The sequence below is a fragment of the Renibacterium salmoninarum ATCC 33209 genome (assembly GCF_000018885.1).
GTDB classification, from domain to species: Bacteria; Actinomycetota; Actinomycetes; order Actinomycetales; family Micrococcaceae; genus Renibacterium; species Renibacterium salmoninarum.
In genome coordinates this window covers 972,995-994,495 of sequence record NC_010168.1, presented here as the reverse complement: position 1 = coordinate 994,495, position 21,501 = coordinate 972,995, and the positions used below count along the sequence as shown (strand labels likewise).

Here is a 21,501-nt window from a genome sequence, read left to right as displayed (position 1 = left end):
CTCCGCAGTTAAGAAACTACCGCCCAGTAGGGCTGTAGCGCTAATTTGAAGTGCTGAACTCAGGAATCTCTTGACTTAGCCGCTGCACTGCAGCTGTAATTCGCTCGTCGGTGCCGGTCAGCGATACTCGTACGAATCCCGTACCAGCCTCGCCATAAAACACCCCTGGCCCTACCAAAATGCCACGATCGGCAAACCTGCCCACGGTAGCCCAAGAGTCATCATTCGCATGCGCACCGACCGGCTTCGCCCAAAGATAGAGACCTGCTTCTGAACCGTGAATCTGCAATCCAAAACCTTCAAGAGCTGGCTTGAGCGCCGCACGTCGAGCTCGATACAGGTCTTTTTGTACCTGAACATGCGCATCATCACCCAAAGCCACTCGCATAGCTTCCTGAACCGGCCAAGGCACAATCATGCCCGCATGTTTGCGGCTATTGAGCAGGTTCTCAATCAAATCTGCATCACCCGCGGCAAAAGCAGCCCGGTACCCGGCAAGATTTGATTGTTTGGAGAGCGAGTAAATCGCTAACAAACCTTGGCTAGAACCAGCAGAGACCTCTTGCGACAGAATGCACGGCACACCGTCTTCCCACTCACCCCAACCGAGCTCGGCATAACATTCGTCAGAGGCGACCACAGCGCCGAGCTCGCGCGCTTGCGCGACCACTTCTGCCATCTGCGTAGTGGAAAGCACTTCGCCAGTAGGGTTGCCCGGCGAGTTTAGCCAGATAAGCCGCACCCGGCTTAGAGTGTCCGCATCCAACTCAGCCAGCGAATCTGCGGCAACCGGTGTTGCTCCGGCCAGCAAAGCCCCCATGTCATAGGTGGGGTAAGCAATCTTTGGCCGGACGACGACGTCGCCCTCGCCCAGGCCCAGCAGCAACGGCAGCCAGGCAACAAGTTCTTTTGAACCAATCGTTGGCAAGATCTGTTCTGGGCTTAGCCCCGCGACGCCACGCCGTCGAGCGAACCAACCGACCACGGCTTGGCGCAACGGTTCACGGCCTTGCGTGGTCGGATAACCATGCGCATCAGTCGCAGAACGTAGCGCGTCCTGTATCAGTTGTGGCGTCGGATCAACCGGCGTACCAATTGACAAGTCCACTATGCCGTCCGGGTGTTGCCGCGCACGCTCGGCGTAGGGCGCAACTGCTTCCCAGGGATATTCTGGAAGCTCTAGGCTAAACCCCCTTTTAGCGCCCGGCACTGGAGATGAGCCTTGATTCTGCGGCGGAAGTGCCGAAATGTAGGGGTGGTCGGTGCCGGTACTGCCAACTTTGGCCGCTCCACCAGGAGAACCGATTTCGTTGAAGAATTCGACGTTTGCCTTGTAATAATCGGCCCATTCTTCCGGCACATCGTCTTCGTAATAGATTGCTTCGACTGGGCACACTGGCTCGCAAGCGCCGCAGTCCACACATTCATCGGGGTGAATGTAAAGCGATCGTTCACCTTCGTAGATACAGTCAACAGGGCATTCTTCAATACATGCCTTGTCTTTAATATCCACGCACGGCTGCGCGATTACATACGTCACGTCCCAACCTTTCCTGCTGCCTTCAGCTCGATCTGGTTCGACTCGAGCCTTATTCATTATCCCCCACAAGACGGCCCGTGACGTGCCATCAAGTCTTACTATGAACAGGTGGTTGATCACATGGCGGCTCTCAAGGCTGGAATGCGCGTTATTGTGCGGCATCGGATTCCAGGACCGTTGCCGCTCACCGATGCCCTGGGCCAGCTTTTGACCCTCGACGATATCTCGGCCACGGTGCAGACCAAGCGTGGCGACGTCGTAATTCTTCGCGCAGACATCGTGGCGGCTAAAGAGGTACCACCCGCTCCGCTCCCTCGAACCCGACGCTTGGGCCCCGCACCGGTTTCAGATAGCTAGACAGCTTTGCGTTAGCTAGTTGACACGCCTTCTGGCTAACGCAAAGCTGTCAAGCTATCGCGAATACGCGATTTGGTGTGCATGCGCAATTTGATGTTTGGCGGCTCAGAAGAGCAGGATTGTTCTTATGACTTCTACCCAGAACAATCCCGCCATTGCTTTGACTATTGCTGGTTCCGAAGCAACCGGTGGCGCTGGCGCGCAAGCAGATCTGAAGACGTTTCAACAACTTGGCGTTTTTGGCATCGCGACTCTAACTTGCATCGTCTCGTTCGACCCGAAACAGAACTGGAACCACCGCTTCGTTCCGGTTGAAGCGCAGGTCATTGCTGACCAACTAGAAGCGATTACGACGGCGTACCAACCGGATCAGTTGGACACCGTCAAGATTGGCATGTTGGGCACGCCAGCAACGATCGAGACGGTGGCAAACGCGCTGGCTGGGCAGTCCTGGAAAAACATCGTGCTTGACCCGGTTCTCATCTGCAAAGGCCAAGAACCTGGCGCTGCTTTGGATACCGATCAAGCCTTGAAGCGCGAAATTTTGCCCAAGGTAACCTTCGTCACGCCAAACCACTTTGAGTCGCTCTCCTTGTCTGGCTTGGCCGAGATCAACACTGTGGCGCAGCTCAAAGAAGCCGCCCAACGGATCTTTGATGCCTCTGGTGCCACGGTCCTGGCCAAGGGCGGCGTCCGGCTCGCCGGAGCTGAGGCAGTGGACGTTTTCTATGACGGATCCACTCTTGAAGTACTGAGCGCGGCCAAGGTTGGTGAAGTCGCCGTCTCCGGCGCAGGCTGTTCACTCGCCGCAGCTGTGGCCGCCGAACTAGCTAAGGGCGCAACGCATTTGGCTGCGGCGCAGACTGCTAAGTCTTTTGTGACCGAGGCAATACAAGCCCGCGTCGCTTCACACGCACCCTTTGACGCCGTCTGGCAGGGAACTACGCGCTAGCTGGCCCTCACACTGAAGCTGCCGAGTAATCGACCGAATCCGGCAGTTTGCGCATCTGCCACAGCGGCGAGAAGACCACAGCGACCGGTGCCAGTAATCCGCCAAGGACACCGATCCAAATAGTTGGTAGCAATCCGAGCCAGCTGCCGAGCAAACCCGAGAGTATGCCGGCAATCGGCATCACACCGAAAATGACAAACCGGATCGACGCGTTCATCCTACCCAGTAACTTGGGTGGGCAGACTCGTTGCCGCATACTCACCTGCATCACGTTGTAAGCAAGAATGCCAAAACTTGAGATGAATTCACCAACGATCAAAACGCTCAGCTGTAAACCTCGACCAGACAATGTGGCACTCAACGGGACTAAAAGTAGCGCCAGCGAAAAGGCAATCGAGGAGATCGGAATCAGCGGGCCTTCACCCACCCAACCGGCTAAGCGAGGAACTGCGATTGCGCCCAAAAGCCCGCCAACAGCCCCGACGGAAAGCACTATGCCCAGTCCTGCGGCACCTAAATCTAAATGGCGTAGAACCAATATTGGCAATAAAGTGGCCGAGATATTGCCGAAGAAGTTCGACGACGCCGTGCAAATCACAATCCGGCGCAACAAAGCGTGTTTGGCGACAAAAACAAGCCCCTCTTTGATCTCGACGACTAATGGTCTGCGATCCGCCTTGGGCTGAGCTTGCTCAGAAACCTTTGTCCGCCAGAGAAATATTGCCGAAGCAAAGTAACCCAAGGCTTCGCCCACGAATAATACCGGCGCACTAATAATTGTCAGCAGACCGCCGCCAAGCGCTGGTCCACCAATACGGGAAATCTACGCCGTGCCCTCCAGCTTCGAATTAGCGTCAGCAACCTGTTCGCCGTGCACCAACAACGGCACAATGCTCTGGTAGGAAACATCAAAGAAGACCGTGGCTACGCCAACCACCGCAGCAATGAGATAGAGGTGCCAAACGTGCAGCGTGCCGGTCCACCAAAGCACTGGAACGGCTAGCATGCCAGCAACTCGGACCAGGTCCGCGGCAATCATCACGCGCCTTTTCACCCAGCGATCTACCCAAGCACCAGCAGGCAATCCCACCACGAGAAACGCGATGGTGCCGGCCGCAGCCAGTACGCCCACTTCAAATTCGCTGACATGCAGCAAGCCAACTGCCAGCACCGGCATCGCTAATAATCCCAGCTGAGAGCCGAGCTGGCTGATCGTCTGACCTGACCAGAACTTCAGAAAATTGCTGCTGCGGAGCAGGCTCATGGTGTTCACCATTCCAGTGTTCTGAAGTGATTGTTTTAAGTCAATCACTTATACTTGGAATATGTTCAGCCACGGAGCTAGAGTCTTAATGAAGCCAAGATCAAGGCGCTCTCATCGCCACTGAGATTGCGAATCCTTCGGCTCTGCTTACACCAAGCACGTACGAATAAGGAGATTGCAGAATTGCTCGAGGCTAATCCGGCGTCGATTCTGCACCACGTGAGAAAGCTTGTTGACACTGGATTCCTTGCACCGCAGGAATTGCGAAGAGGAACGCGAGGCGCACGTGAAGTGCCTTATCTAGCCACCCGACGGTCGTTCAGTCAGAGTGTCCCTGATGCATCGCCAATTCTCATTAACGCTTTTCTCGAGGAAATTAAAGGGCTACATCCTAGCCAGATTGAAACTTCTCGATTGGGCTTGCACCTGAATCAGGAACATCGTGAGGAGATGCTCTCCAGATTCAACGCCCTGCTCCGAGAATATGCTGAGATGCCCTCAGACCCAGACAGCGAACCAACTGGAATTATGTTCGCTCACCGCGTCGACCAGAATTCCGCCGACCCCGAGCAGCCTTTGAGCGCCCGGCCAGCACCATAGCAACAAGACAGTAAAGTACCGTCACCACGGCAACGCCATAAAGCCAGATATTTCCGGCTGAATTGGCAATAATCATGCCAATCCGACCATGCGGGATCGCCAAAACAACACAGCTCAGATAGGCCGCAGCACCGCTGAGTAAGCCCGTGGTTGGTGAACGTGCCCAGCTGCCCACCAGCGTCAGCACTGCAGCTACCAAAACCAAAGCAAGCGCAGCACCCCACGGCACCGAAGTATCGCCAATTTGCATCGTCTGCAAATGCAGGGCTGTACCAAGAAAAGCTGAAATGACGCCAGCGAGCAGTGCACCCAGCGTGTATCCCACACACTCAGAAATCGTCCGTCGTGGCGGCAATGACGGCTGCCGAGCGGCAGTATGAGCCCCGAGCCGGAACCCTTCTACCGCACTTATCGGTTTAAGCTCCAGATCACTCAGCGCATATTGATCTTGGTTAACAACAATCTGGGTCCGATGCGCCAGCATTGCGGCACGTTTGGCGTCATAAGATCCGTCAACGCAGAGTAATGGCGTATTTGTTGCCTCTGGCTCAAGTTCGCTTCTCGAAAGAATCTCGTAATCCAACGGCACTCGCCACGCTGGATTGACAGCATCTCCCTGCATCGAAGCCAGCTCCAGAGCTCGCACAGTCATCTCATGCGTCCGGACATGATCGGGGTGACCATAGCCCCCGTCGGAGGCGTAGCTGACCACGACGTCTGGCCGCAAGGCCCGGATGAGCACGGCAGTATGATTGGCAACTTCATCCAACGGTGCTCGAGAGAACGATCCCGGCAGCACGGTTTCTGAGGCAATCGCTCGACGGCGCTCCCCTGGCACATCTGGCGCCCACATCATGCCGGAATCACGGTAAATGACCGGCTCAGCACCGGGCGCAAGCGCCGGAGCTTCGCCCAGAAACATCCGCTGCGAAACGCCTAGCTCTGCCGCCGCTTGATTCAACTCGGCGGTGCGCATTCGCGCTAGGCCAGCGCCGCCGTCGTCAATGGATTGACCTGCCCGGCCTGGCTTTGGCAAGCCCTGTTCCAGGTAACGCAGGTCTGCCGGAATCACTTCGCCTAGCTCACCCCGGGTGGAGGTCAACAACGTGACCTGCGCACCGGAGCGGGCAAAATAAGCCATCGTGCCGCCCGTGGTGATGGATTCATCATCCGGGTGGGCATGCACAAACAGCAGACGGAATATTCCGTCTGCTGCCGTGGCTTTTTCAGGCAACAAAGACTGTTGCGACCTTAGTTGTGCGAGCGCGAGCGAGCAGCTTTAGCTCGCTCCGAGATGTTCAAGATCAACTTACGGATGCGGATTGATTCCGGAGTAACCTCAACGCACTCATCTTCACGGGCGAATTCGAGTGATTCTTCCAAAGTCAGATCCCGCGGCGGGGTCAGGTTCTCAAAGGTATCCGAGGACGCTGCACGCATATTGGTGAGTTGCTTTTCCCTGGTGATGTTCACATCCATGTCATCGGCTCGCGAGTTCTCGCCAACGATCATGCCTTCGTATACTTCCGAGGTTGGCTGAACGAAGAATGAACCGCGCTCCTGCAACTTGATCATCGCAAACGGAGTGACCACGCCAGCGCGGTCCGCGATCAATGACCCATTGGTGCGGTATTCAATCGGACCGGCCCACGGCTCATAGCCTTCAGCGATCGAGGAAGCGATACCAGCACCGCGGGTGTCAGTGAGGAACTTGGTCCGGAAGCCGATCAGGCCACGAGCCGGAACGAGGAATTCCATCCGGCACCAGCCGGTGCCGTGGTTGGCCATATTGGTCATCCGGCCCTTGCGCGCAGCCATCAGCTGAGTCACGGCACCGAGGTACTCTTCCGGCACGTCAATGGTCATGTGCTCCATTGGCTCGTTGACTTTACCGTCAACAATCCGGGTAACAACCTGCGGCTTACCAACGGTCAGCTCGAAGCCTTCACGACGCATCTGCTCTACCAAGATGGCCAGCGCAAGCTCGCCACGACCTTGAACCTCCCAAGCGTCAGGACGCTCGGTGGGCAGCACGCGCAGCGAAACGTTACCGACAAGTTCCTTGTCCAAACGGTCTTTCACCTGGCGCGCGGTGACCTTGGCGCCCTTTACCTTGCCGGCCAGCGGCGAGGTGTTGATACCAATGGTCATCGAGATCGCGGGATCATCGACAGTGATCAGCGGCAACGGCTGCGGGTTGTCTAAGTCGGTCAGCGTCTCACCGATGGTGATGTCTTCGATTCCGGCGACGGCGACGATTTCGCCCGGTCCAGCCGATTCGGTAGGAACGCGCTCGAGCGCCTTGGTGGCCAGCAGTTCGGTGATCTTAACGCTCTTCATGGTTCCGTCGTGACGGGCCCAGGCAACGGTCTGGCCCTTGCGAAGCGTGCCGTTGAAGATACGCAGCAAAGCCAAACGACCCAAGAACGGCGAAGCGTCCAAGTTGGTGACGTGAGCTTGCAGCACACCGTCCGGGTTGTAAGTCGGCGCCGGAATGTGGTCCAGGATGGTCTTGAACAAAGGCTCCAGATCCGGGTTCGACGGCGCACTGCCGTTTTCCGGCTGCTCCAGCGATGCGGCACCGACCTTGGCGGCCGCATAGACCACTGGTACGTTGAGAATGGCGTCCAAATCGAGATCTGGAACTTCGTCGGCCATATCGCTGGCCAGGCCAAGCAACAGGTCCATCGACTCGTGCACGACCTCGTCAATGCGAGCATCCGGACGGTCAGTCTTGTTTACCAGCAAGATCACCGGCAGCTTTGCGGCCAGCGCTTTACGCAGCACGAAGCGAGTTTGCGGCAGCGGGCCTTCTGAGGCATCAACCAGCAGCACGACGCCGTCGACCATGGACAAGCCGCGCTCCACCTCGCCACCGAAGTCAGCGTGGCCTGGAGTATCAATCACGTTGATCGTGACAGTCTCGCCGTTGGAAGCAGGACCGTTATAGGAAACAGTCGTGTTCTTCGCGAGGATCGTAATGCCCTTTTCGCGCTCCAAGTCACCTGAGTCCATGACCCGGTCGGCAACCTCGCCGTGCGAGGCAAAGGAGTGGGTCTGCTTCAGCATGGCATCGACCAACGTGGTCTTGCCGTGGTCAACGTGCGCCACAATGGCCACATTGCGCAGATCATTCCGCGAAGCGGTAGCCGGGGCAGTAGTGATATCGGACATGCGTGAAGACTCGTTTCAGTGTTTTCGGCGGGTGCGCTCCGGTGTCCCTCTCAGCGTCACAAAAGTTAGCTGTCAAGGGCTCGGCGCAGCTTCGCGCCGACATAGCACAACAATATTCTAGTCGCTACCGCAGCCGCAGCCTAAATGCGCTAAAACACGCATCATTACTGACTTGTTCACCACACTGCTCTAGTAAACCGCCGATAGATGCCTCATCATGAAGAGAAGATCAGATCGCTGACCGGGGAATTCATGAAAAGTGCAGAGCACAGTGTACCGAAAACCACACGGAACAGCCGGCCACGAACGTTATTGGCGGGTTGGAGCCGTAGTTTTTACCTGCGTCACGGCTTTGGGCGTCATCGCACCGTTTGAAGCAAACGCCACCTCACCAGTCGTCAAACCTGGTAAAGTAATTTTTAAGTCTTTCAGCACTAGTTTGGCACCCTTTAGCCAAACTGCCGTACTGATTGGCGACTCGCAGTCCGACGGCGCAGCCGGTGTTCCCGGCGCGGACACCTGGGTACAACAAGCCTTACGCTCGCTAAACTACCGCGTTGCCTTTTGCGGCCGAGGTGGTACCGGTTTCGTAGCTAGCAAGGCAAAGGCTTCGAATTATCCTGAGGCGCTGGAAACGGGTCAGTGGGCACTAAGTTTGCCGCCCAGCTTGCAATCTCCCTCCCTCGGGCGCGGCTTGGTAGTGATTCAGGGTGGTGGAAATGACGCACGCATTGGCGCCAGCGACGCACAAATTACCGCCAATGCGGACCGTTTGCTTGCCGATCTGAAAAAGCTCTACCCACAAGCACAAATAATTATGATCGGCACTCTGGGCCGAGGCCTGAACGACAATGGTGGTCGGCGGAGCCAGATTGATGCGCTCCTTGGCCGAGTTGCCGCTTCACGCCAGCTTCCTTTTATTAGCGTGGGTGATTGGCTGACCAAATACAAAGTCAGCAACAAACTTGTTGACGGCGTCCATCTGAACCCCTCAGGACACGGCATTTTGGCAATCGCCCTGCGCGAGCGGCTACTTGCACTTGTGGGCCCGAACGCAGAATAGCGTTCGAACCCACAAGCGGCGTGATATTTAGTTTTTAGCTCAAAACGCCCTGCTACTCGACGCCGGCGGCAAGCAGCTGTTCGCGCAGTTCTCTGCGTTCGCGCTGCTTCTGCGGATCCGGCAGCGGCACAGCAGCCAGCAATCGCTGAGTGTAAGCCTCTTTCGGGCTGCGTAGGATCTCGTCACGAGTGCCCTGCTCAACAATCTTGCCGCACTGCATCACCACAATGCGGTCAGCCAAATAATCAACGACGGCAAGGTCGTGGGTCACGAAGAGGCAGGCAAAGCCCATTTCCTTCTGCAAGTTCTGCAAAAGATCCAAGACGCGAGCCTGCACCGAAACATCCAATGCCGACGTCGGCTCATCGGCAACCATGAGCTTCGGTTTCAACGACAGGGCTCGGGCAATGCCCACGCGCTGCTTCTGGCCACCGGAAAGCTCATGCGGGTAGCGGTTACGGTAGCTTCTCGGGAGTTCCACCTGATCAAGCAGATCTTCAATTCGCTTTTGCAGCTCAGGGCCTTTGGCTTCTTTGGCCAAGAACATTGGCTCGCCGATGCTTTCACCGATCGGCAACCGCGGGTTGAGCGATGACGAGGGGTCTTGGAATACCATGCCGATGTTGCGTCGGGCCTCGTAAAGCTGCCGGCCGTTCTTTTTGGCCTTGGTAATGTCTTGGCCAACGACCTGAAGCGTGCCTTCGGCAACTGGCAAGAGACCAACCGCTGCCCGGCCAATCGTGGTCTTTCCCGAGCCCGACTCCCCTACCAGTCCAACAACTTGGCCTGGGTAGATGGTCAGATTTGCGCCTTCGACCGCCCTGAATGCTGGCACTCGACCCTGCTTCGGATACTCAATCGCAACGTCTCGCAACTCCAGTACCGGCTCACCGTGCTCAGCCTTGGCTTGCGCTTCGCTAACCGCACGAGCTGAGGCAAGAGCACTACTTTTTGCCGCTTCACGACGGGCTAGTTCCTCAGAATCAACTGCCGAAACTGACGATTGGGTTGCGTCAGCAAGTACCGCGGTGACATCTACCTCGGCCGCTTGATCGTTGCCTTGGCCAAGGTGCGGCACGGCGGCAAGTAGGGCTTGCGTGTATTCGTGTTGCGGATTGTAGAAGATTTCCTCTGCGGTACCCGTTTCCACGATGACGCCTTTTCGCATCACGGCGATTCGGTCGGAGAGGTCAGCAACCACACCCATGTCGTGCGTGATCAGGACGATCGCCGAATCCAACTTGTTGCGCAGGTTACGCATCAGGTCCAAGATTTCTGCTTGAACCGTCGCATCCAGCGCAGTAGTCGGCTCATCCGCAATCAGCAATTTCGGATCGCAAGACAAAGATTGCGCAATCATTGCGCGTTGCCGTTGGCCACCCGAAAGTTGGTGTGGATACGATTTGAACGCTTTTTCCGGATCTGGCAACTCGACCAATTCGAGCATCCGAATCGCACCTACTCTTGCCTCGTCCGGTGAGATCTCGTTGTGCAGACGCAAGGTCTCCACAATCTGAAACCCAATCGTGTAAACCGGGTTAAGCGCGGTCATCGGCTCCTGGAAGATCACTGCGACGTCACTGCCGCGGATCTTGCGCAGTTTGGAGGGCGATGCGTTGAGGATTTCTTCGCCGTTGAGTTTGACCGAGCCGGTCACCCGACTGTTGTCCGGCAGCAGACCCAAGATCGCCATCGAGCTTGCGCTCTTGCCCGAACCTGACTCGCCAACGATTGCTAGCACTTCGCCAGCCTTGACTTCGTAATTAAGCTCGATTGCCGCCGGCACCCATTGCTTGTCCACGCCAAAGTCCACCGAAAGGTTCTTGACCTGGAGCACTGCCTCGGCCGAACTACGGCGGCCCGAAGCGCGAGTCGCTGACGTTGGGCCGATGTTGTCGACTTCGGTGGGTTCCGATGGAGTGATGTTTTCTTCACTCATGCTGTGTGTTTCCTTCCGCTCAGGAACGCCACATAAGCGTTCGCTGATCTGCGAATTAGTCGGCTGCTCGGCTGTGCTGTCACGATAGGTGCATGACAACTGAGCGTTTCCGCCCCCGTACCGGCATTATTTTGGCCATCGTTCTTTACGCCTTGGCTGTGGCCGGACTGGCCGTCGCACTGTTGAGCGGGCTCAACGGACGCGAAATCTTGCTGACTCTTCCGGTTCTGGCATTTCTGGCTTACTGCGGATACTGGCTCTTCGGTTACCCCGAAGTGGTGGTCGATGACGACGGCATCACTCTGGTCAATCCCAGCCGAACGATCCGAGTGCCATGGGTAGCTTTGGTCACCGTCGAGACGAAATTCGCCTTGACCCTGATTACTGCCAACGGCCGATACAGCGCTTGGGCTGCACCGGCTCCCGGCGTCATCGGAACCTTCCGTGGAAAGCGCGAAGACGCTTTGAACCTGCCGGGTAGCAGCTACGGTGCGGCTGGATCCTTGCGACCTGGCGACCTCAAGCGAAGCGACTCCGGCGCGGCAGCCTATCTGGTCCGCGCGCGCTGGGCTGGCTTGGTTGACGCCGGCAAGATCGACGTCGAGCAAACTGAGTCTGCTCGCGCTGACATCAAGATTAACTGGCTGCGTATTGCAATCGCGGCGGTACTGCTCGCCGCGGTGGTAACGCTTGTTGCCGTGTTTGTCTGATTTAGCAGCCATCGCTTAGGCCTTGCCAGCCTTGGTCTCGGCCTTAGCGATAGCAGCATCTGCCTTGTTCTTGGCCCGCTTGGCGTTGAACTTCTTCTGCCGCGGATCGAAGGCATCGCGCAAGCCATCACCAATGAAGTTGATGCACAAGCAGATGATGATAATGAACAAGCCAGGGAACCAGAACAGCCACGGACGGGTGGAAAACGCTTCTTGGTTTTGCACAACAAGCGAGCCCAGTGAAATATCTGGCTGTTTCACGCCAAGCCCAATGAAGCTCAAACCCGCTTCAAGCAAGATTGCCGAGGACATCAACAGCGTGGTGTTCACAATGATCACGCCTACCGCGTTGGGCAGGATGTGCTTGAAGATAATTCGGCCGTTTGAAGCTCCCGCAATTCGTGCCGCGTCAACGAACTCACGCTCACGCAAGCTCAAGAAATCACCACGAACCAATCGAGCCAGCCCGACCCAGATCACTAAGGACAAGAAGATACCGAGCAGAACTACGCCCAGGTTATCTTGCAGCCATTTGAAGAGATCCGCTGTTAAGTCACGTTGGACAGCAGGCTGGCCGTCCGCGCCAATAACCGTATTACCCACACTTGCGTTGCCGACAATCTGACCGAGGACGGCTCCGGTGACAATCACCGGGATGATGATGATCGCGTCGGTGATACGCATAAGAACTGTTTCAACCCAACCGCGGAAGAAGCCGGAAAGCGCTCCAACAACAACACCGATGAAACAAGCAACAATACCGATCGTGAACATCACCATGATGGACAGCTGGGCTGCGCGCATAGTCATCGCGAACATATCCCGACCAACCCGGTCTTGACCGAAGGGATGGTCGCCTAGCGTGAACGGGAATTGATAAGTGGGAGCAGCGTTTTTGACTAGGTCCTGCACGTCAAGATAGCTGTACTTCCACCAGCCAGGAATATTAATCCAGCCCCAAAGCTTGATGCCGCTGGCGCTGAATACCAAGATCACCACGAGCAGAAAGACCACCAAAGCAACCATGGCAGCGGTGTGGCCAAAGAACCGTTTCCGGATAATTTGGCCTTGACTTAGACCCTTGGTTTCCTGGATGTCTTCGATGCCTACAGCCGGTGGTTGGGGCGTTATTTCAGGGTTTGTGAGTGTCGTCATGACTTCACCTTCACTCGGGGATCGAGAGCGGAATAGACCAGATCCGCCAAGAGATTGAATACCAACGCCGTAGCAGCCACGACCACGAAGAAGCCCATCACGGGATTCGGGTCGACGTTGAGCAGGCCTTGCGCGAACATTTGTCCCATACCTGTGAAGGAGAAGACCGATTCAGTGATCACCGCGCCACCTATCAAACCGCCAATATCGAAGGCGACCACAGTAGCTAGCGGAATCAGCGCGTTACGGAAAGCGTGCCGCATCACAACGGTACGTTCGGAGAGCCCTTTGGCCCGAGCGGTGCGGATGTAATCCATATTCATGATTTCCAACATCGAACCTCGCGAGTAGCGAGTGTAAGAAGCAATCGAGATCAAGATCAAGGCGATGGTCGGCAGGATCAAGTGCGTAAAACGGTCCAAGCCGCCGGTCCAGAAATCACCTTGGAAGTTCGGCGTCGACGCGCCGATCGTTGCAATTGGGCGACCACGAACTTGATCGTAGTACTGAGGCCAAGACTGCATAAAACGGTCAAGCAAGACTAGAGCGGCAACTAAAAAGGCCGTTAGCGCAGCAGCACGCATATTCTGAGCTCTGTCGTAACCGCCGAAGAAATAGCCAACCGCAACTCCAACCAGGATCGCGACGATCGCCAAGATAACAACCATCAAGAAGGTCGCATCGCTTAGCAACGGCTGAAGTGCGTAGTAGCAAATCAGACCGATAACCACCACGACTAGCGAAGAGTAAAGCGCCTTGCGATTCTTAAGTCCAGCGGTGAGCGCGGTGATACCAAAAGCAATTCCCACCCCGCTGGCCGCAATGACAACGGGCCCTAATCCGGGAGTCTTGAGCCAACCGGTCAGTGAAATGTAACCCAGTACCAGTGCGACGACGACGGCCGTCCCACCGAAGGCAATCCATCGTTTCTTCCATGCTCCTCGAGCAACCGCCATACCTATCAAACCGAAGATCACCGCGACGACCAGAATGACGCCTATTGGTATCTGTGGATCTTGGAGGAAGGTGTTGAAGCTGATCGCGCCAAACTCTTTCAGCAACACAGCAGCCCAGAAGATGGGCAGCGAGAAGAACAGGAACGTCATAAACGTTACGCCGTAATCCAATGCACTGTACTGGCGAAGAGCGGTAATGATACCGACCGTGACGCCGATGATGATCGCGAGCAAAGTAGCCGTGGTAACCAAAGACAATGTCTGGACAAGAGCTTGGCTAAGCTGCTCGGTAACTGGCTGGCCTTGTAGGTTTTTGCCTAGATCACAAGCATTCGCAAAGGGGACCAAGCAACCGGCCGCGCCTTTTAGCCAAACGAAATAGCGCAGAGGTGCCGGAACATCCAAGTGAAGCAAGTCGCTTCGGGCTTTGATCAAATCGGCTTTATTAGGGTTTTGACTGGTGCGAAGCGCTTCGAGTGGATCGCCCGACGCCGCTGTCAGAAGATACACCACGAAGGACACCCCGAGCAGAATTAGTGCGGCTGTGATGATTCGCCGCACGAGATAGCTGAGCATGTGGACCTCGAATTGTGGGGGGTGGGGATTACCCGATGCTGTTGAAGTCTACTTCAGCTTCCTGAGCCTCAGTGACTACGAGTCGCATGAACAAATTGCTGGAAAACCTGTAGGTATTAATCATCAGAAGGGTGCCAGAACCACAACGTGGTCCTGGCGCCCTTCTGATGATTACCGTAAAGGTTGGAAACTATTACTTAGAGGACCAGTTCCATACATTCCACCAAACGCCAGTCTGCGTCGGGTTGTAGGTAACTCCGGTGACCTTGTCGCTGTAAGCGTCAACACCGACGGTCTGGAACAACGGCAAACCGTAGCCCGTGCTCCAAACAATCTTGTCGATCTGAGAAATCAGGTCGTCCTGCTTAGCCTTATCCGGCGTGGTCATCAAGGTGTCCATCAGCTTGTCAGCGTCTGCGCTAGCGAAGCCGTTGTAGTTCGAGCCGTTACCGGAATTGAATACCTGAGGAACGTTGTTGACGCCAACGCCCGGGTTGATCCAGCCGAAGATCGAAGCATCGTAGGATCCGTTACCGAGCGCCTTGCCCCACTCAGACTTGCCCAAGCCACCGTCAACGACGGTGAATCCGGCTTTAGAAGCCGACTGGGAAATCAGAGTGAAGGAATCAAGACGGTTTGGATTGTCTTTGTTGTACATGATCCGAATGGTCGGGGTTGCACCGTTCAGCAGCTTCTTAGCTCCGTCGATATCTACGCTCGGGTACTTATCAGAGCCGTTGTTCTTGACGGAATCGTCGTACTTCGGCTGGCCCGGCAAGAAGAACTGCGAATCGAGCACCTTGGCGTCGGGATCGAGCGGCTTGATGATCTTGTTCAAGATATCTTGACGCGGGATCGTCTTCATGAATGCTTCACGAACGTTCTGATCAGCAAAGACACCCGAGTAGTTCAGGTCAACGTGGTCATAGGAGAGCTGCGGGCCCTTGTCCATGGTGACGCCCTGGCCCGCTAGAGCCTTGAGCTGGTCAACCGTGTCTGCGGAAGCCTGCGGTGCAACGATATCCGCTTCACCGTTCTTCAAAGCCTGGATCTGAGCAGATGCGCTACCGATGTAACGAACCGTAATCTGATCAAGCTTGCCCTTGTTGCCCCAGCTGAAGTCATTGTTCTTGACCAAAGTCATTGACTGGTCCGGCTCCATTGACTTCACGACGTACGGGCCGTTGGAGAGGAACAAGCTAGCGTCCGATGGCAACTGCTTGCTGTCGAAGCCCGTGTTCCAGAAGTCTGAGACCTTTTTGAGGGTTTCGTTAACAGCGGCTGGCTTGGCCGGATCACCCTTAGGCAAACCCTTCAGCAAGTCAGTCAGCGCAGCAGCATCTTTGAGGCCAGCTTTCTGTGCCAAAACGTGTGCCGGGCTGTCGATGGTTGGAATACCAAGCGCAATCGCCCAGTCAGCATAAGGCTTCGAGTACTTGATCGTCATTGAACGGCCATCGCTGCCAAGCTCCGGGAAGCTGGTGAGGTTCAAACCAGCGGTGTCTGCGGCAGTCTGGAAGTACGCGTTGCCGGTCTTCGCATCGGGGTTCGAATCGCTGTAGTAACCCGATCCGATCGCCCAAGCTAGGACCAAGTCATTTACGTCAACCGGTGCGTTGTCAGACCATTTGACGCCGTCGTTAACGGTGTACTTGACCGTCAACGGATCGTCAGAGACCTTTTCGATCTTGCCGAACTTATCGTTGTTGACAACGTTTAGCTTGTCGTCAACGTAGCCAAAACCGGAGTGCGTGGCGTACGCAATTTTTGAGTTGATCTCAACGTTTCCGGCTGGGGTGGTTGAGTTGAACGATGTGAAGCCGTTCACCTCAACCACTGTGGCTGAGCCACCCGTCTTGCCACTCGTCGAAGCGCTGGAATTGGTGTTCCCGGAGTTGCCGGCGCAAGCACTCAAAGCAAGTGCAGCTACTGCTGCAATGCCGGCTGCTTTGGAAATACGTCCGAAACGCATTCCGCCTCCTATATCTGAAGAGTGTGTTAACCAAGATGCTGTCATCCTGACCCGACAACCCTTGCCGATCCGGCAAGTTTCCTGTCTCACATTGTCAAGAGCGTAGACCGGATTTGTTGCCGAGTGGTAAAAAATTGACTCCCGTTACTGGGTTGTTACCGAGATGCAACCTGAAATTCACTGTCAACGTCCAGGACATTCCCAGATTCATTCGTCATTGTTGTACCTCTATGTGTGTCTAAACCACATCTAAATGCTTGGAAGTGCAACGAAATACGTTGCCAAGACTCAGGTTAACTGCGCAAAAACTCCTGATGTCCAGACTGCGTTAGCTATCTCTTGGCCAATATTCGAAATTCATTGCCATCTGGATCGGCCATGACGATAGACTCACGTTCATCGACGCCAACTCGGCTAGCGCCAAGTGCAATGGCACGCTCAATCTCAGCATCCTGACTAACGCCCTGAGCAGTCAAAATGAAGTCGATCCGTATGCGTCCTGGGCATGAGTGGCGGGCCACCCCAGGTAAGTTTTGCACCGCCACGTGGCGACTGAATAGCAGTTTCTTGATCTTCGTCCCAGACCAAAGGCCAGCCCAATACTTTGCTCCAGAAGTAACCAGCTTCCTGCGAACCGTCTCCAGCCAACGCGCCTAAGACCCCGCATCCGGCGAGAAAGTCGTTCCCTGGTTCAATCACGCAGAATTCGTTGCTCTCAGGGTCTGCGAGCACCACGTGCTCTTCCTCTGGCAGCTGCCCAACGTCAATGTGTTTAGCGCCAAGTTCCAGAGCTCGGGCCACGATTTGTTCTTGCTCTTCAAGGGAAGAACTGGTGAGGTCAAAATGGGCGCGATTCTGGCCCTGCTTTTGCTCCTGCGTCGGGAAGAACCGGATTGGAAATTCGCTTGCCGCACCTGGCAACAGCTCAACTTCATCCTCGGAGTAGACGCCAATTTTCCGCCCCAGTAGCTCAGACCAAAACCTCGCAAGCTGTGCAGGCCGGTGCGCATCAAAACAGAGCGCGGCAAGATCAGATGTCATAGCGCATGCTACCCCGAGGGTGTGCGGCACTACCAGGGTTTGAAGAGAATTCCAGCTGGGTTAGCAGTCGCGTCGAAGGCTTACGCCAGCTCCTCGGCAAGGCCCAGCAGAAGGCCCTCGGGTCCCCTAATGTAGCAAAGCTTATAAACGTCCTCGTAACGAACGATTTCGCTGCTTACAAGCTCTACATCGAACTTACTTAGCCTCGCCATCGTGTCTTCAATGTCGTCTACTGTGAACATCACTCGAAGATAACACCAGAGCGTTTACCGGGGCGTTTCGATGATCGGCGATGACTGCTGGGTAAAGAAAGCGCGAAAGTTCAAGCCGGTCATGTCCGTCAGGCATCCGCATCATGGCGATCTCGACGCGTTGGTTGCCTAAGCCAGTGACCTTGCCAGCCCACTCACCTTCGACCATCCCTCGGCCTTCGAGTTCAAGGCCAAGTGCAAGAAAAAACTCGACCGTAAGTTCAAGGTCCTCTACGACAATTCCCATGTTGTCAAACCTGAATGCCATGTCTTGACCCTACCAACGGAGGCGACCGAAAAGAAGGAAAAATCGTGGCAGATATCAGCCTCTGGCCTAGACGTTGAAGCGGAACTCCACCACGTCGCCGTCGGACATTACATACTCTTTGCCTTCGATCCGAACCTTGCCGCGCGACTTGGCTTCCGACATCGAACCGGCGTCGATCAGGTCGTAAAAGTGGACGACTTCAGCCTTGATAAAGCCACGTTGGAAGTCCGAGTGAATGACTCCAGCCGCCTGCGGTGCGGTGTCGCCTTGTCGAATGGTCCAGGCGCGCGTTTCCTTGGTTCCTGCGGTCAGATAGGTCTGCAGACCAAGGGTGTGGAAGCCGACGCGGGCAAGCTGGTCCAGGCCAGACTCTTCCTGCCCGTTCATTTCCAGCATCTCGCGAGCTTCTTCTTCATCCAGCTCGGCCAGGTCGGCTTCGAGCTTCGCGTCCAGGAAAATAGCGTCAGCCGGGGCCACCAGTTCACGCAGCTCGCCCTGGCGTTCGGTATTGTTCAGCACCGCTTCATCGACGTTAAACACGTAGATGAAGGGCTTAGCCGTGAGCAGTCCCAATTCTTTGAGATGTTCCATCTCCAGCTTGTCACTCTTGATCGAGGAGAAAATGGTGTCACCACGTTCGAGGACCTTCTGCGCAGTCAGAATCGCATTCAGCTCAGCGGCGTCTTTTTGCTTTAGCTTGACCGCCTTCTCGATGCGCGGAACAGCCTTTTCAATGGTCTGCAAGTCGGCAAGGATCAGCTCGGTGTTGATGGTCTCTATATCGGAGCTCGGATCGACTTTGCCGTCGACGTGAATAACATCGGGATCGTCGAAAACCCGGATTACTTGGGCAATTGCTTCTGCCTCGCGGATATTGGCCAGGAATTTATTGCCCAATCCTTCGCCCTCGGAAGCGCCTTTGACAATGCCGGCAATGTCCACGAATGACACGACGGCGGGCAGGATCCGCGCCGAACCAAACACCTCAGCGAGCTTGGCCAGCCTGGCATCAGGAAGATTTACCACACCCACGTTGGGCTCGATCGTAGCGAACGGGTAGTTCGCCGCGAGCACATTATTGCGGGTGAGCGCATTGAAAAGAGTTGATTTGCCGACGTTGGGCAGTCCGACGATGCCAATAGTAAGAGCCACGGGAACTAAGTTTAGCGGCAGGATCCTCGCAGTGAGGAACGAACTGCGGAGGCAGCCGCTAAACGATACCGGCGAGGGACCCAAACTGACGGAACGGTGTGCCGTCGTCAACGTTGCTGCCCACTCGAACCGCATGCTCGGTGGGCAGGAACCAGCTATCCCCACCAAGACTGCGGTTCGAGTGGGCAGCAACGTCCGTGCAAGAAGCGATAAGCCGCGTCACGATTTTGTCAGAGCCTCGTGACAGGCTTGCGCTATGGAGAGTTCCACATTGCTTATTGGTCTGCTGCTCGGTCTCATTCTCGGCGCGATCGTCAGCTACTTTGTCAGCCGACGTCGGCAAGCTAATTTAGCGTCCGATCTAAACGACATGTCAGATCGGCTTAGCGAAGCAAATGCCGCGCTGGCCGCGGCTGAAGCCGAATCCCGACTTTTGACGGCGCAAAGCGGTGAGAACTCTTCGATTTTGAAAGCTTTAGCCCCAGTATCGGAGCGCCTGGGTGATGTGCAACGTCAAGTGACACTGCTAGAACGGGACAGGGTGGAACAGTACGGTCAGCTATCTCAGCAGCTCAATGATGCAAAAGATGCGGACCGGCTTCTTCTGCAGACCACGCAAAATCTTGCGTCTTCATTGCGTTCTACCAGCGCTCGCGGTCGTTGGGGCGAAGTTCAGTTGCGCCGCGTCGTCGAGTCTGCAGGCATGGTGGCTCACGTGGATTTCAGTGAGCAGGTTCAACAGTCCGGTATCGACGGCGTGCAAAGGCCAGACATGATCGTTCGCTTGCCCGGTGGAAAGGAATTAATTCTGGATGCCAAAGTTCCGCTTAGCGCCTTTTTGCAGGCGCAGGAGGCCGGTAGCGAACGAGATGCCGCAATTTCCCTCAACCAGCATGCCAAGGCCGTTCGAAGCCATATTGACGCATTAGCCGCCAAGAAATATTGGCAGGGCTCGCCTACCTCCCCTGAACTAGTGATCTGTTTCTTGCCGGCCGAGTCCATCCTTTCGGCGGCACTGAGTGCTGACGCGCAATTACTCGACTATGCCTTGGGTAAAGGCGTAGTGCTGTCCTCGCCAATCAGTCTGCTCGCAGTACTCAAAGCTGTTGCCTATTCATGGCGCCAAGACGTCCTCACCGAAAGCGCGAAAGAGCTCTTCGAAGTTTCCAGCCAGCTTTACGAACGATTGGCAACCCTTGGCGAACACGTGGGAAAGCTTGGCGCATCGATTAGATCGTCGGTCGAAAAGTACAACACCATGGTTGGGTCATTGGAAGCTAGAGTGCTTCCGTCTGCTCGACGATTGAATTTATTAGACCCTGAATCGTTGGCTGCACCAGCCCAAGTCGACGTTCAGCCCAGACATCTCAGCGCGCCCGGATACACCGGCTGAGGTCTTAACGTTCGGGTCGCTGGCCCCGGCCGCCCAAAGCCCGCGATGAATCGCCAGCCTTTTTGAGTGTGCTGCGCAATTCCTTTGGCAGCGAGAACAGCAAGTCTTCTTCGGCAGTCACTACCTCTTCGACGTCGCCATAGCCGTAGTCAGCAAGCAAGCTCAAGACATCCCGCACCAAGACTTCAGGCACTGAAGCACCAGAAGTAACTCCGACAGTGGCGACACCCTCAAACCAAGACTCATCGACCTCATTTGCAAAATCGACTCGGTAGGAAGCTTTTGCGCCGTGCTCCAAAGCTACTTTAACTAGGCGTACCGAATTAGAGGAATTCGCTGAGCCAACAACAATCACGAGCTCCGCTTGCGGCGCAATCTTTTTGATGGCCACCTGTCGGTTGGTTGTCGCGTAACAAATATCGTCGCTGGGCGGATCTTGCAGAGTCGGAAAGCGTTCCTTGAGCATTCTGACGGTTTCCATCGTCTCGTCAACGCTCAAGGTCGTCTGAGAAAGCCAAATAACCTTCTCCGGATCGCGCACCTTTACTTTGTCGACTTCGTGCGGACCATTGATGATCTGAATATGCTCTGGGGCTTCGCCTGCTGTGCCTTCAACTTCTTCGTGGCCCTCGTGGCCGATCAGTAAAATATCAAAATCGTCGCGGGCAAAGCGCACTGCCTCGCGGTGCACCTTAGTCACCAACGGGCACGTTGCATCGATTGTGCGCAGGCCTCGATCTTCAGCGGACTGAATCACCGCTGGCGAAACGCCATGCGCTGAAAAAATCACCAAAGCTCTCTCGGGAACCTCTTCGTTTTCCTCAACGAAAATGGCACCTTGCGCCTCGAGCGAAGAAACTACGTGCACGTTGTGCACAATCTGCTTCCGAACATATACCGGCGGGCCGTAATGCTCCAGGGCCTTCTCTACCGCGATCACAGCGCGATCAACACCGGCGCAGTAGCCGCGCGGAGCCGCCAGCAGCACCTTCTTCGCAGCGGTTGCTGGTGAAGCCGCAGCGATCTCTTCCGGACTACGCCGCTTGCGCGGAATAGTTGGCATCGGCACGGAAACGGCGGTACTGGTCATACTTCTATTCTACGGTTTTCCGGCTGATACGGATTTCATCGGCTTTTC

General features: G+C 55.7%; 17 protein-coding genes and 3 pseudogenes. 6 read left to right on the top strand and 14 right to left on the bottom strand.

The genetic code is table 11. The features are described 5' to 3' along the window. Nucleotides 1-40: 40 nt before the first annotated feature. On the bottom strand, nucleotides 41-1,210 hold the full coding sequence (gene dapC / locus RSAL33209_RS05070) for a succinyldiaminopimelate transaminase (RefSeq protein ID WP_041685225.1): 1,170 nt from the start codon (nucleotides 1,208-1,210) through the stop codon (nucleotides 41-43). A 24-nt stretch (nucleotides 1,211-1,234) separates the two neighbouring features. Further along, nucleotides 1,235-1,597 (bottom strand): annotated as a pseudogene (gene fdxA / locus RSAL33209_RS19565) (ferredoxin); the annotation flags it as partial. 51 nt (nucleotides 1,598-1,648) lie between these two features. On the opposite strand from fdxA, the gene RSAL33209_RS05065 reads away from it, so the two are divergent. Then, nucleotides 1,649-1,897, top strand: coding sequence for a putative acetyltransferase (locus tag RSAL33209_RS05065; protein ID WP_012244599.1), 249 nt, complete (start codon nucleotides 1,649-1,651; stop codon nucleotides 1,895-1,897). Nucleotides 1,898-2,024: 127 nt separating this feature from the next. Next, the gene (locus RSAL33209_RS05060; protein ID WP_041684475.1) at nucleotides 2,025-2,849 is read left to right on the top strand and encodes a hydroxymethylpyrimidine/phosphomethylpyrimidine kinase; all 825 of its coding nucleotides are present in this window, start codon (nucleotides 2,025-2,027) and stop codon (nucleotides 2,847-2,849) included. Between the two features lie 7 nt (nucleotides 2,850-2,856). Here RSAL33209_RS05060 and RSAL33209_RS05055 read toward each other — a convergent pair. Continuing rightward, nucleotides 2,857-4,113: pseudogene (locus RSAL33209_RS05055) on the bottom strand (MFS transporter). 99 nt (nucleotides 4,114-4,212) lie between these two features. On the opposite strand from RSAL33209_RS05055, the gene RSAL33209_RS16925 reads away from it, so the two are divergent. Next, nucleotides 4,213-4,713: a helix-turn-helix domain-containing protein gene (locus RSAL33209_RS16925; protein WP_080503766.1), complete on the top strand. Its 501-nt coding sequence runs from the start codon at nucleotides 4,213-4,215 to the stop codon at nucleotides 4,711-4,713. Here the strand turns inward: RSAL33209_RS16925 and RSAL33209_RS05050 are convergent. Both RSAL33209_RS05050 and typA read right to left on the bottom strand, forming a co-directional pair. Continuing rightward, the gene (locus RSAL33209_RS05050) at nucleotides 4,640-5,947 is read right to left on the bottom strand and encodes a PIG-L family deacetylase (RefSeq protein WP_233494275.1); all 1,308 of its coding nucleotides are present in this window, start codon (nucleotides 5,945-5,947) and stop codon (nucleotides 4,640-4,642) included. The two genes, RSAL33209_RS16925 and RSAL33209_RS05050, sit on opposite strands and share 74 nt — an antisense overlap. A gap of 17 nt (nucleotides 5,948-5,964) precedes the next feature. Continuing rightward, nucleotides 5,965-7,887: a translational GTPase TypA gene (gene typA, locus RSAL33209_RS05045; RefSeq protein WP_012244593.1), complete on the bottom strand. Its 1,923-nt coding sequence runs from the start codon at nucleotides 7,885-7,887 to the stop codon at nucleotides 5,965-5,967. A gap of 259 nt (nucleotides 7,888-8,146) precedes the next feature. Here typA and RSAL33209_RS05040 point away from each other — a divergent pair, with 259 nt between their 5' ends. Next, nucleotides 8,147-8,950 carry an SGNH/GDSL hydrolase family protein gene (locus tag RSAL33209_RS05040; protein WP_012244592.1) on the top strand — a complete coding sequence of 268 codons (804 nt, stop codon included), beginning with the start codon at nucleotides 8,147-8,149 and terminating at the stop codon, nucleotides 8,948-8,950. A gap of 52 nt (nucleotides 8,951-9,002) precedes the next feature. Here the strand turns inward: RSAL33209_RS05040 and RSAL33209_RS05035 are convergent, their stop codons facing one another. Next, nucleotides 9,003-10,889: an ABC transporter ATP-binding protein gene (locus RSAL33209_RS05035; RefSeq protein WP_012244591.1), complete on the bottom strand. Its 1,887-nt coding sequence runs from the start codon at nucleotides 10,887-10,889 to the stop codon at nucleotides 9,003-9,005. Between the two features lie 92 nt (nucleotides 10,890-10,981). On the opposite strand from RSAL33209_RS05035, the gene RSAL33209_RS05030 reads away from it, so the two are divergent. Further along, nucleotides 10,982-11,599, top strand: coding sequence for a PH domain-containing protein (locus RSAL33209_RS05030; RefSeq protein WP_012244590.1), 618 nt, complete (start codon nucleotides 10,982-10,984; stop codon nucleotides 11,597-11,599). A gap of 15 nt (nucleotides 11,600-11,614) precedes the next feature. Here the strand turns inward: RSAL33209_RS05030 and RSAL33209_RS05025 are convergent, their stop codons facing one another. The 7 genes and pseudogenes from RSAL33209_RS05025 to RSAL33209_RS17465 all read right to left on the bottom strand — a co-directional run bounded on the left by RSAL33209_RS05025 (nucleotide 11,615) and on the right by RSAL33209_RS17465 (nucleotide 19,193). Beyond that, nucleotides 11,615-12,754 (bottom strand): ABC transporter permease, encoded by a 1,140-nt coding sequence (locus RSAL33209_RS05025; protein WP_012244589.1) that lies wholly within the window; start codon nucleotides 12,752-12,754, stop codon nucleotides 11,615-11,617. Continuing rightward, nucleotides 12,751-14,286 carry an ABC transporter permease gene (locus tag RSAL33209_RS05020; protein ID WP_012244588.1) on the bottom strand — a complete coding sequence of 512 codons (1,536 nt, stop codon included), beginning with the start codon at nucleotides 14,284-14,286 and terminating at the stop codon, nucleotides 12,751-12,753. Before RSAL33209_RS05020 ends, RSAL33209_RS05025 begins: the two co-directional genes overlap by 4 nt. A 193-nt stretch (nucleotides 14,287-14,479) precedes the next feature. Further along, nucleotides 14,480-16,258, bottom strand: coding sequence for an ABC transporter family substrate-binding protein (locus RSAL33209_RS05015; protein ID WP_041684474.1), 1,779 nt, complete (start codon nucleotides 16,256-16,258; stop codon nucleotides 14,480-14,482). Between the two features lie 332 nt (nucleotides 16,259-16,590). Next, nucleotides 16,591-17,299, bottom strand: a pseudogene (locus tag RSAL33209_RS16025) (VOC family protein). 219 nt (nucleotides 17,300-17,518) lie between these two features. Beyond that, on the bottom strand, nucleotides 17,519-17,818 hold the full coding sequence (locus RSAL33209_RS05005; RefSeq protein ID WP_012244583.1) for a VOC family protein: 300 nt from the start codon (nucleotides 17,816-17,818) through the stop codon (nucleotides 17,519-17,521). Between the two features lie 66 nt (nucleotides 17,819-17,884). After that, nucleotides 17,885-18,970 carry a redox-regulated ATPase YchF gene (gene ychF / locus RSAL33209_RS05000; protein WP_041684472.1) on the bottom strand — a complete coding sequence of 362 codons (1,086 nt, stop codon included), beginning with the start codon at nucleotides 18,968-18,970 and terminating at the stop codon, nucleotides 17,885-17,887. Between the two features lie 58 nt (nucleotides 18,971-19,028). Then, on the bottom strand, nucleotides 19,029-19,193 hold the full coding sequence (locus tag RSAL33209_RS17465; protein ID WP_155116074.1) for a hypothetical protein: 165 nt from the start codon (nucleotides 19,191-19,193) through the stop codon (nucleotides 19,029-19,031). A 33-nt stretch (nucleotides 19,194-19,226) separates the two neighbouring features. Here RSAL33209_RS17465 and RSAL33209_RS04990 point away from each other — a divergent pair, with 33 nt between their 5' ends. After that, nucleotides 19,227-20,363: a DNA recombination protein RmuC gene (locus RSAL33209_RS04990; RefSeq protein ID WP_012244581.1), complete on the top strand. Its 1,137-nt coding sequence runs from the start codon at nucleotides 19,227-19,229 to the stop codon at nucleotides 20,361-20,363. A gap of 4 nt (nucleotides 20,364-20,367) precedes the next feature. Here RSAL33209_RS04990 and RSAL33209_RS04985 read toward each other — a convergent pair whose 3' ends face one another. After that, nucleotides 20,368-21,453 (bottom strand): 4-hydroxy-3-methylbut-2-enyl diphosphate reductase, encoded by a 1,086-nt coding sequence (locus tag RSAL33209_RS04985; protein ID WP_012244580.1) that lies wholly within the window; start codon nucleotides 21,451-21,453, stop codon nucleotides 20,368-20,370. Nucleotides 21,454-21,501: the final 48 nt, after the last annotated feature.

Excerpts from the sequence above, each read along its gene's own strand:
- RSAL33209_RS05005 (WP_012244583.1), bottom strand. The coding sequence starts at position 17,818 with ATGGCATTCAGGTTTGACAACATGGGAATTGTCGTAGAGGACCTTGAA.
- RSAL33209_RS05020 (WP_012244588.1), bottom strand. The coding sequence starts at position 14,286 with ATGCTCAGCTATCTCGTGCGGCGAATCATCACAGCCGCACTAATTCTG.
- RSAL33209_RS05035 (WP_012244591.1), bottom strand. The coding sequence starts at position 10,889 with ATGAGTGAAGAAAACATCACTCCATCGGAACCCACCGAAGTCGACAAC.
- RSAL33209_RS05060 (WP_041684475.1), top strand. The coding sequence starts at position 2,025 with ATGACTTCTACCCAGAACAATCCCGCCATTGCTTTGACTATTGCTGGT.
- RSAL33209_RS04985 (WP_012244580.1), bottom strand. The coding sequence starts at position 21,453 with ATGACCAGTACCGCCGTTTCCGTGCCGATGCCAACTATTCCGCGCAAG.
- RSAL33209_RS05025 (WP_012244589.1), bottom strand. The coding sequence starts at position 12,754 with ATGACGACACTCACAAACCCTGAAATAACGCCCCAACCACCGGCTGTA.
- RSAL33209_RS05015 (WP_041684474.1), bottom strand. The coding sequence starts at position 16,258 with ATGCGTTTCGGACGTATTTCCAAAGCAGCCGGCATTGCAGCAGTAGCT.
- typA (WP_012244593.1), bottom strand. The coding sequence starts at position 7,887 with ATGTCCGATATCACTACTGCCCCGGCTACCGCTTCGCGGAATGATCTG.
- RSAL33209_RS04990 (WP_012244581.1), top strand. The coding sequence starts at position 19,227 with ATGGAGAGTTCCACATTGCTTATTGGTCTGCTGCTCGGTCTCATTCTC.
- RSAL33209_RS05030 (WP_012244590.1), top strand. The coding sequence starts at position 10,982 with ATGACAACTGAGCGTTTCCGCCCCCGTACCGGCATTATTTTGGCCATC.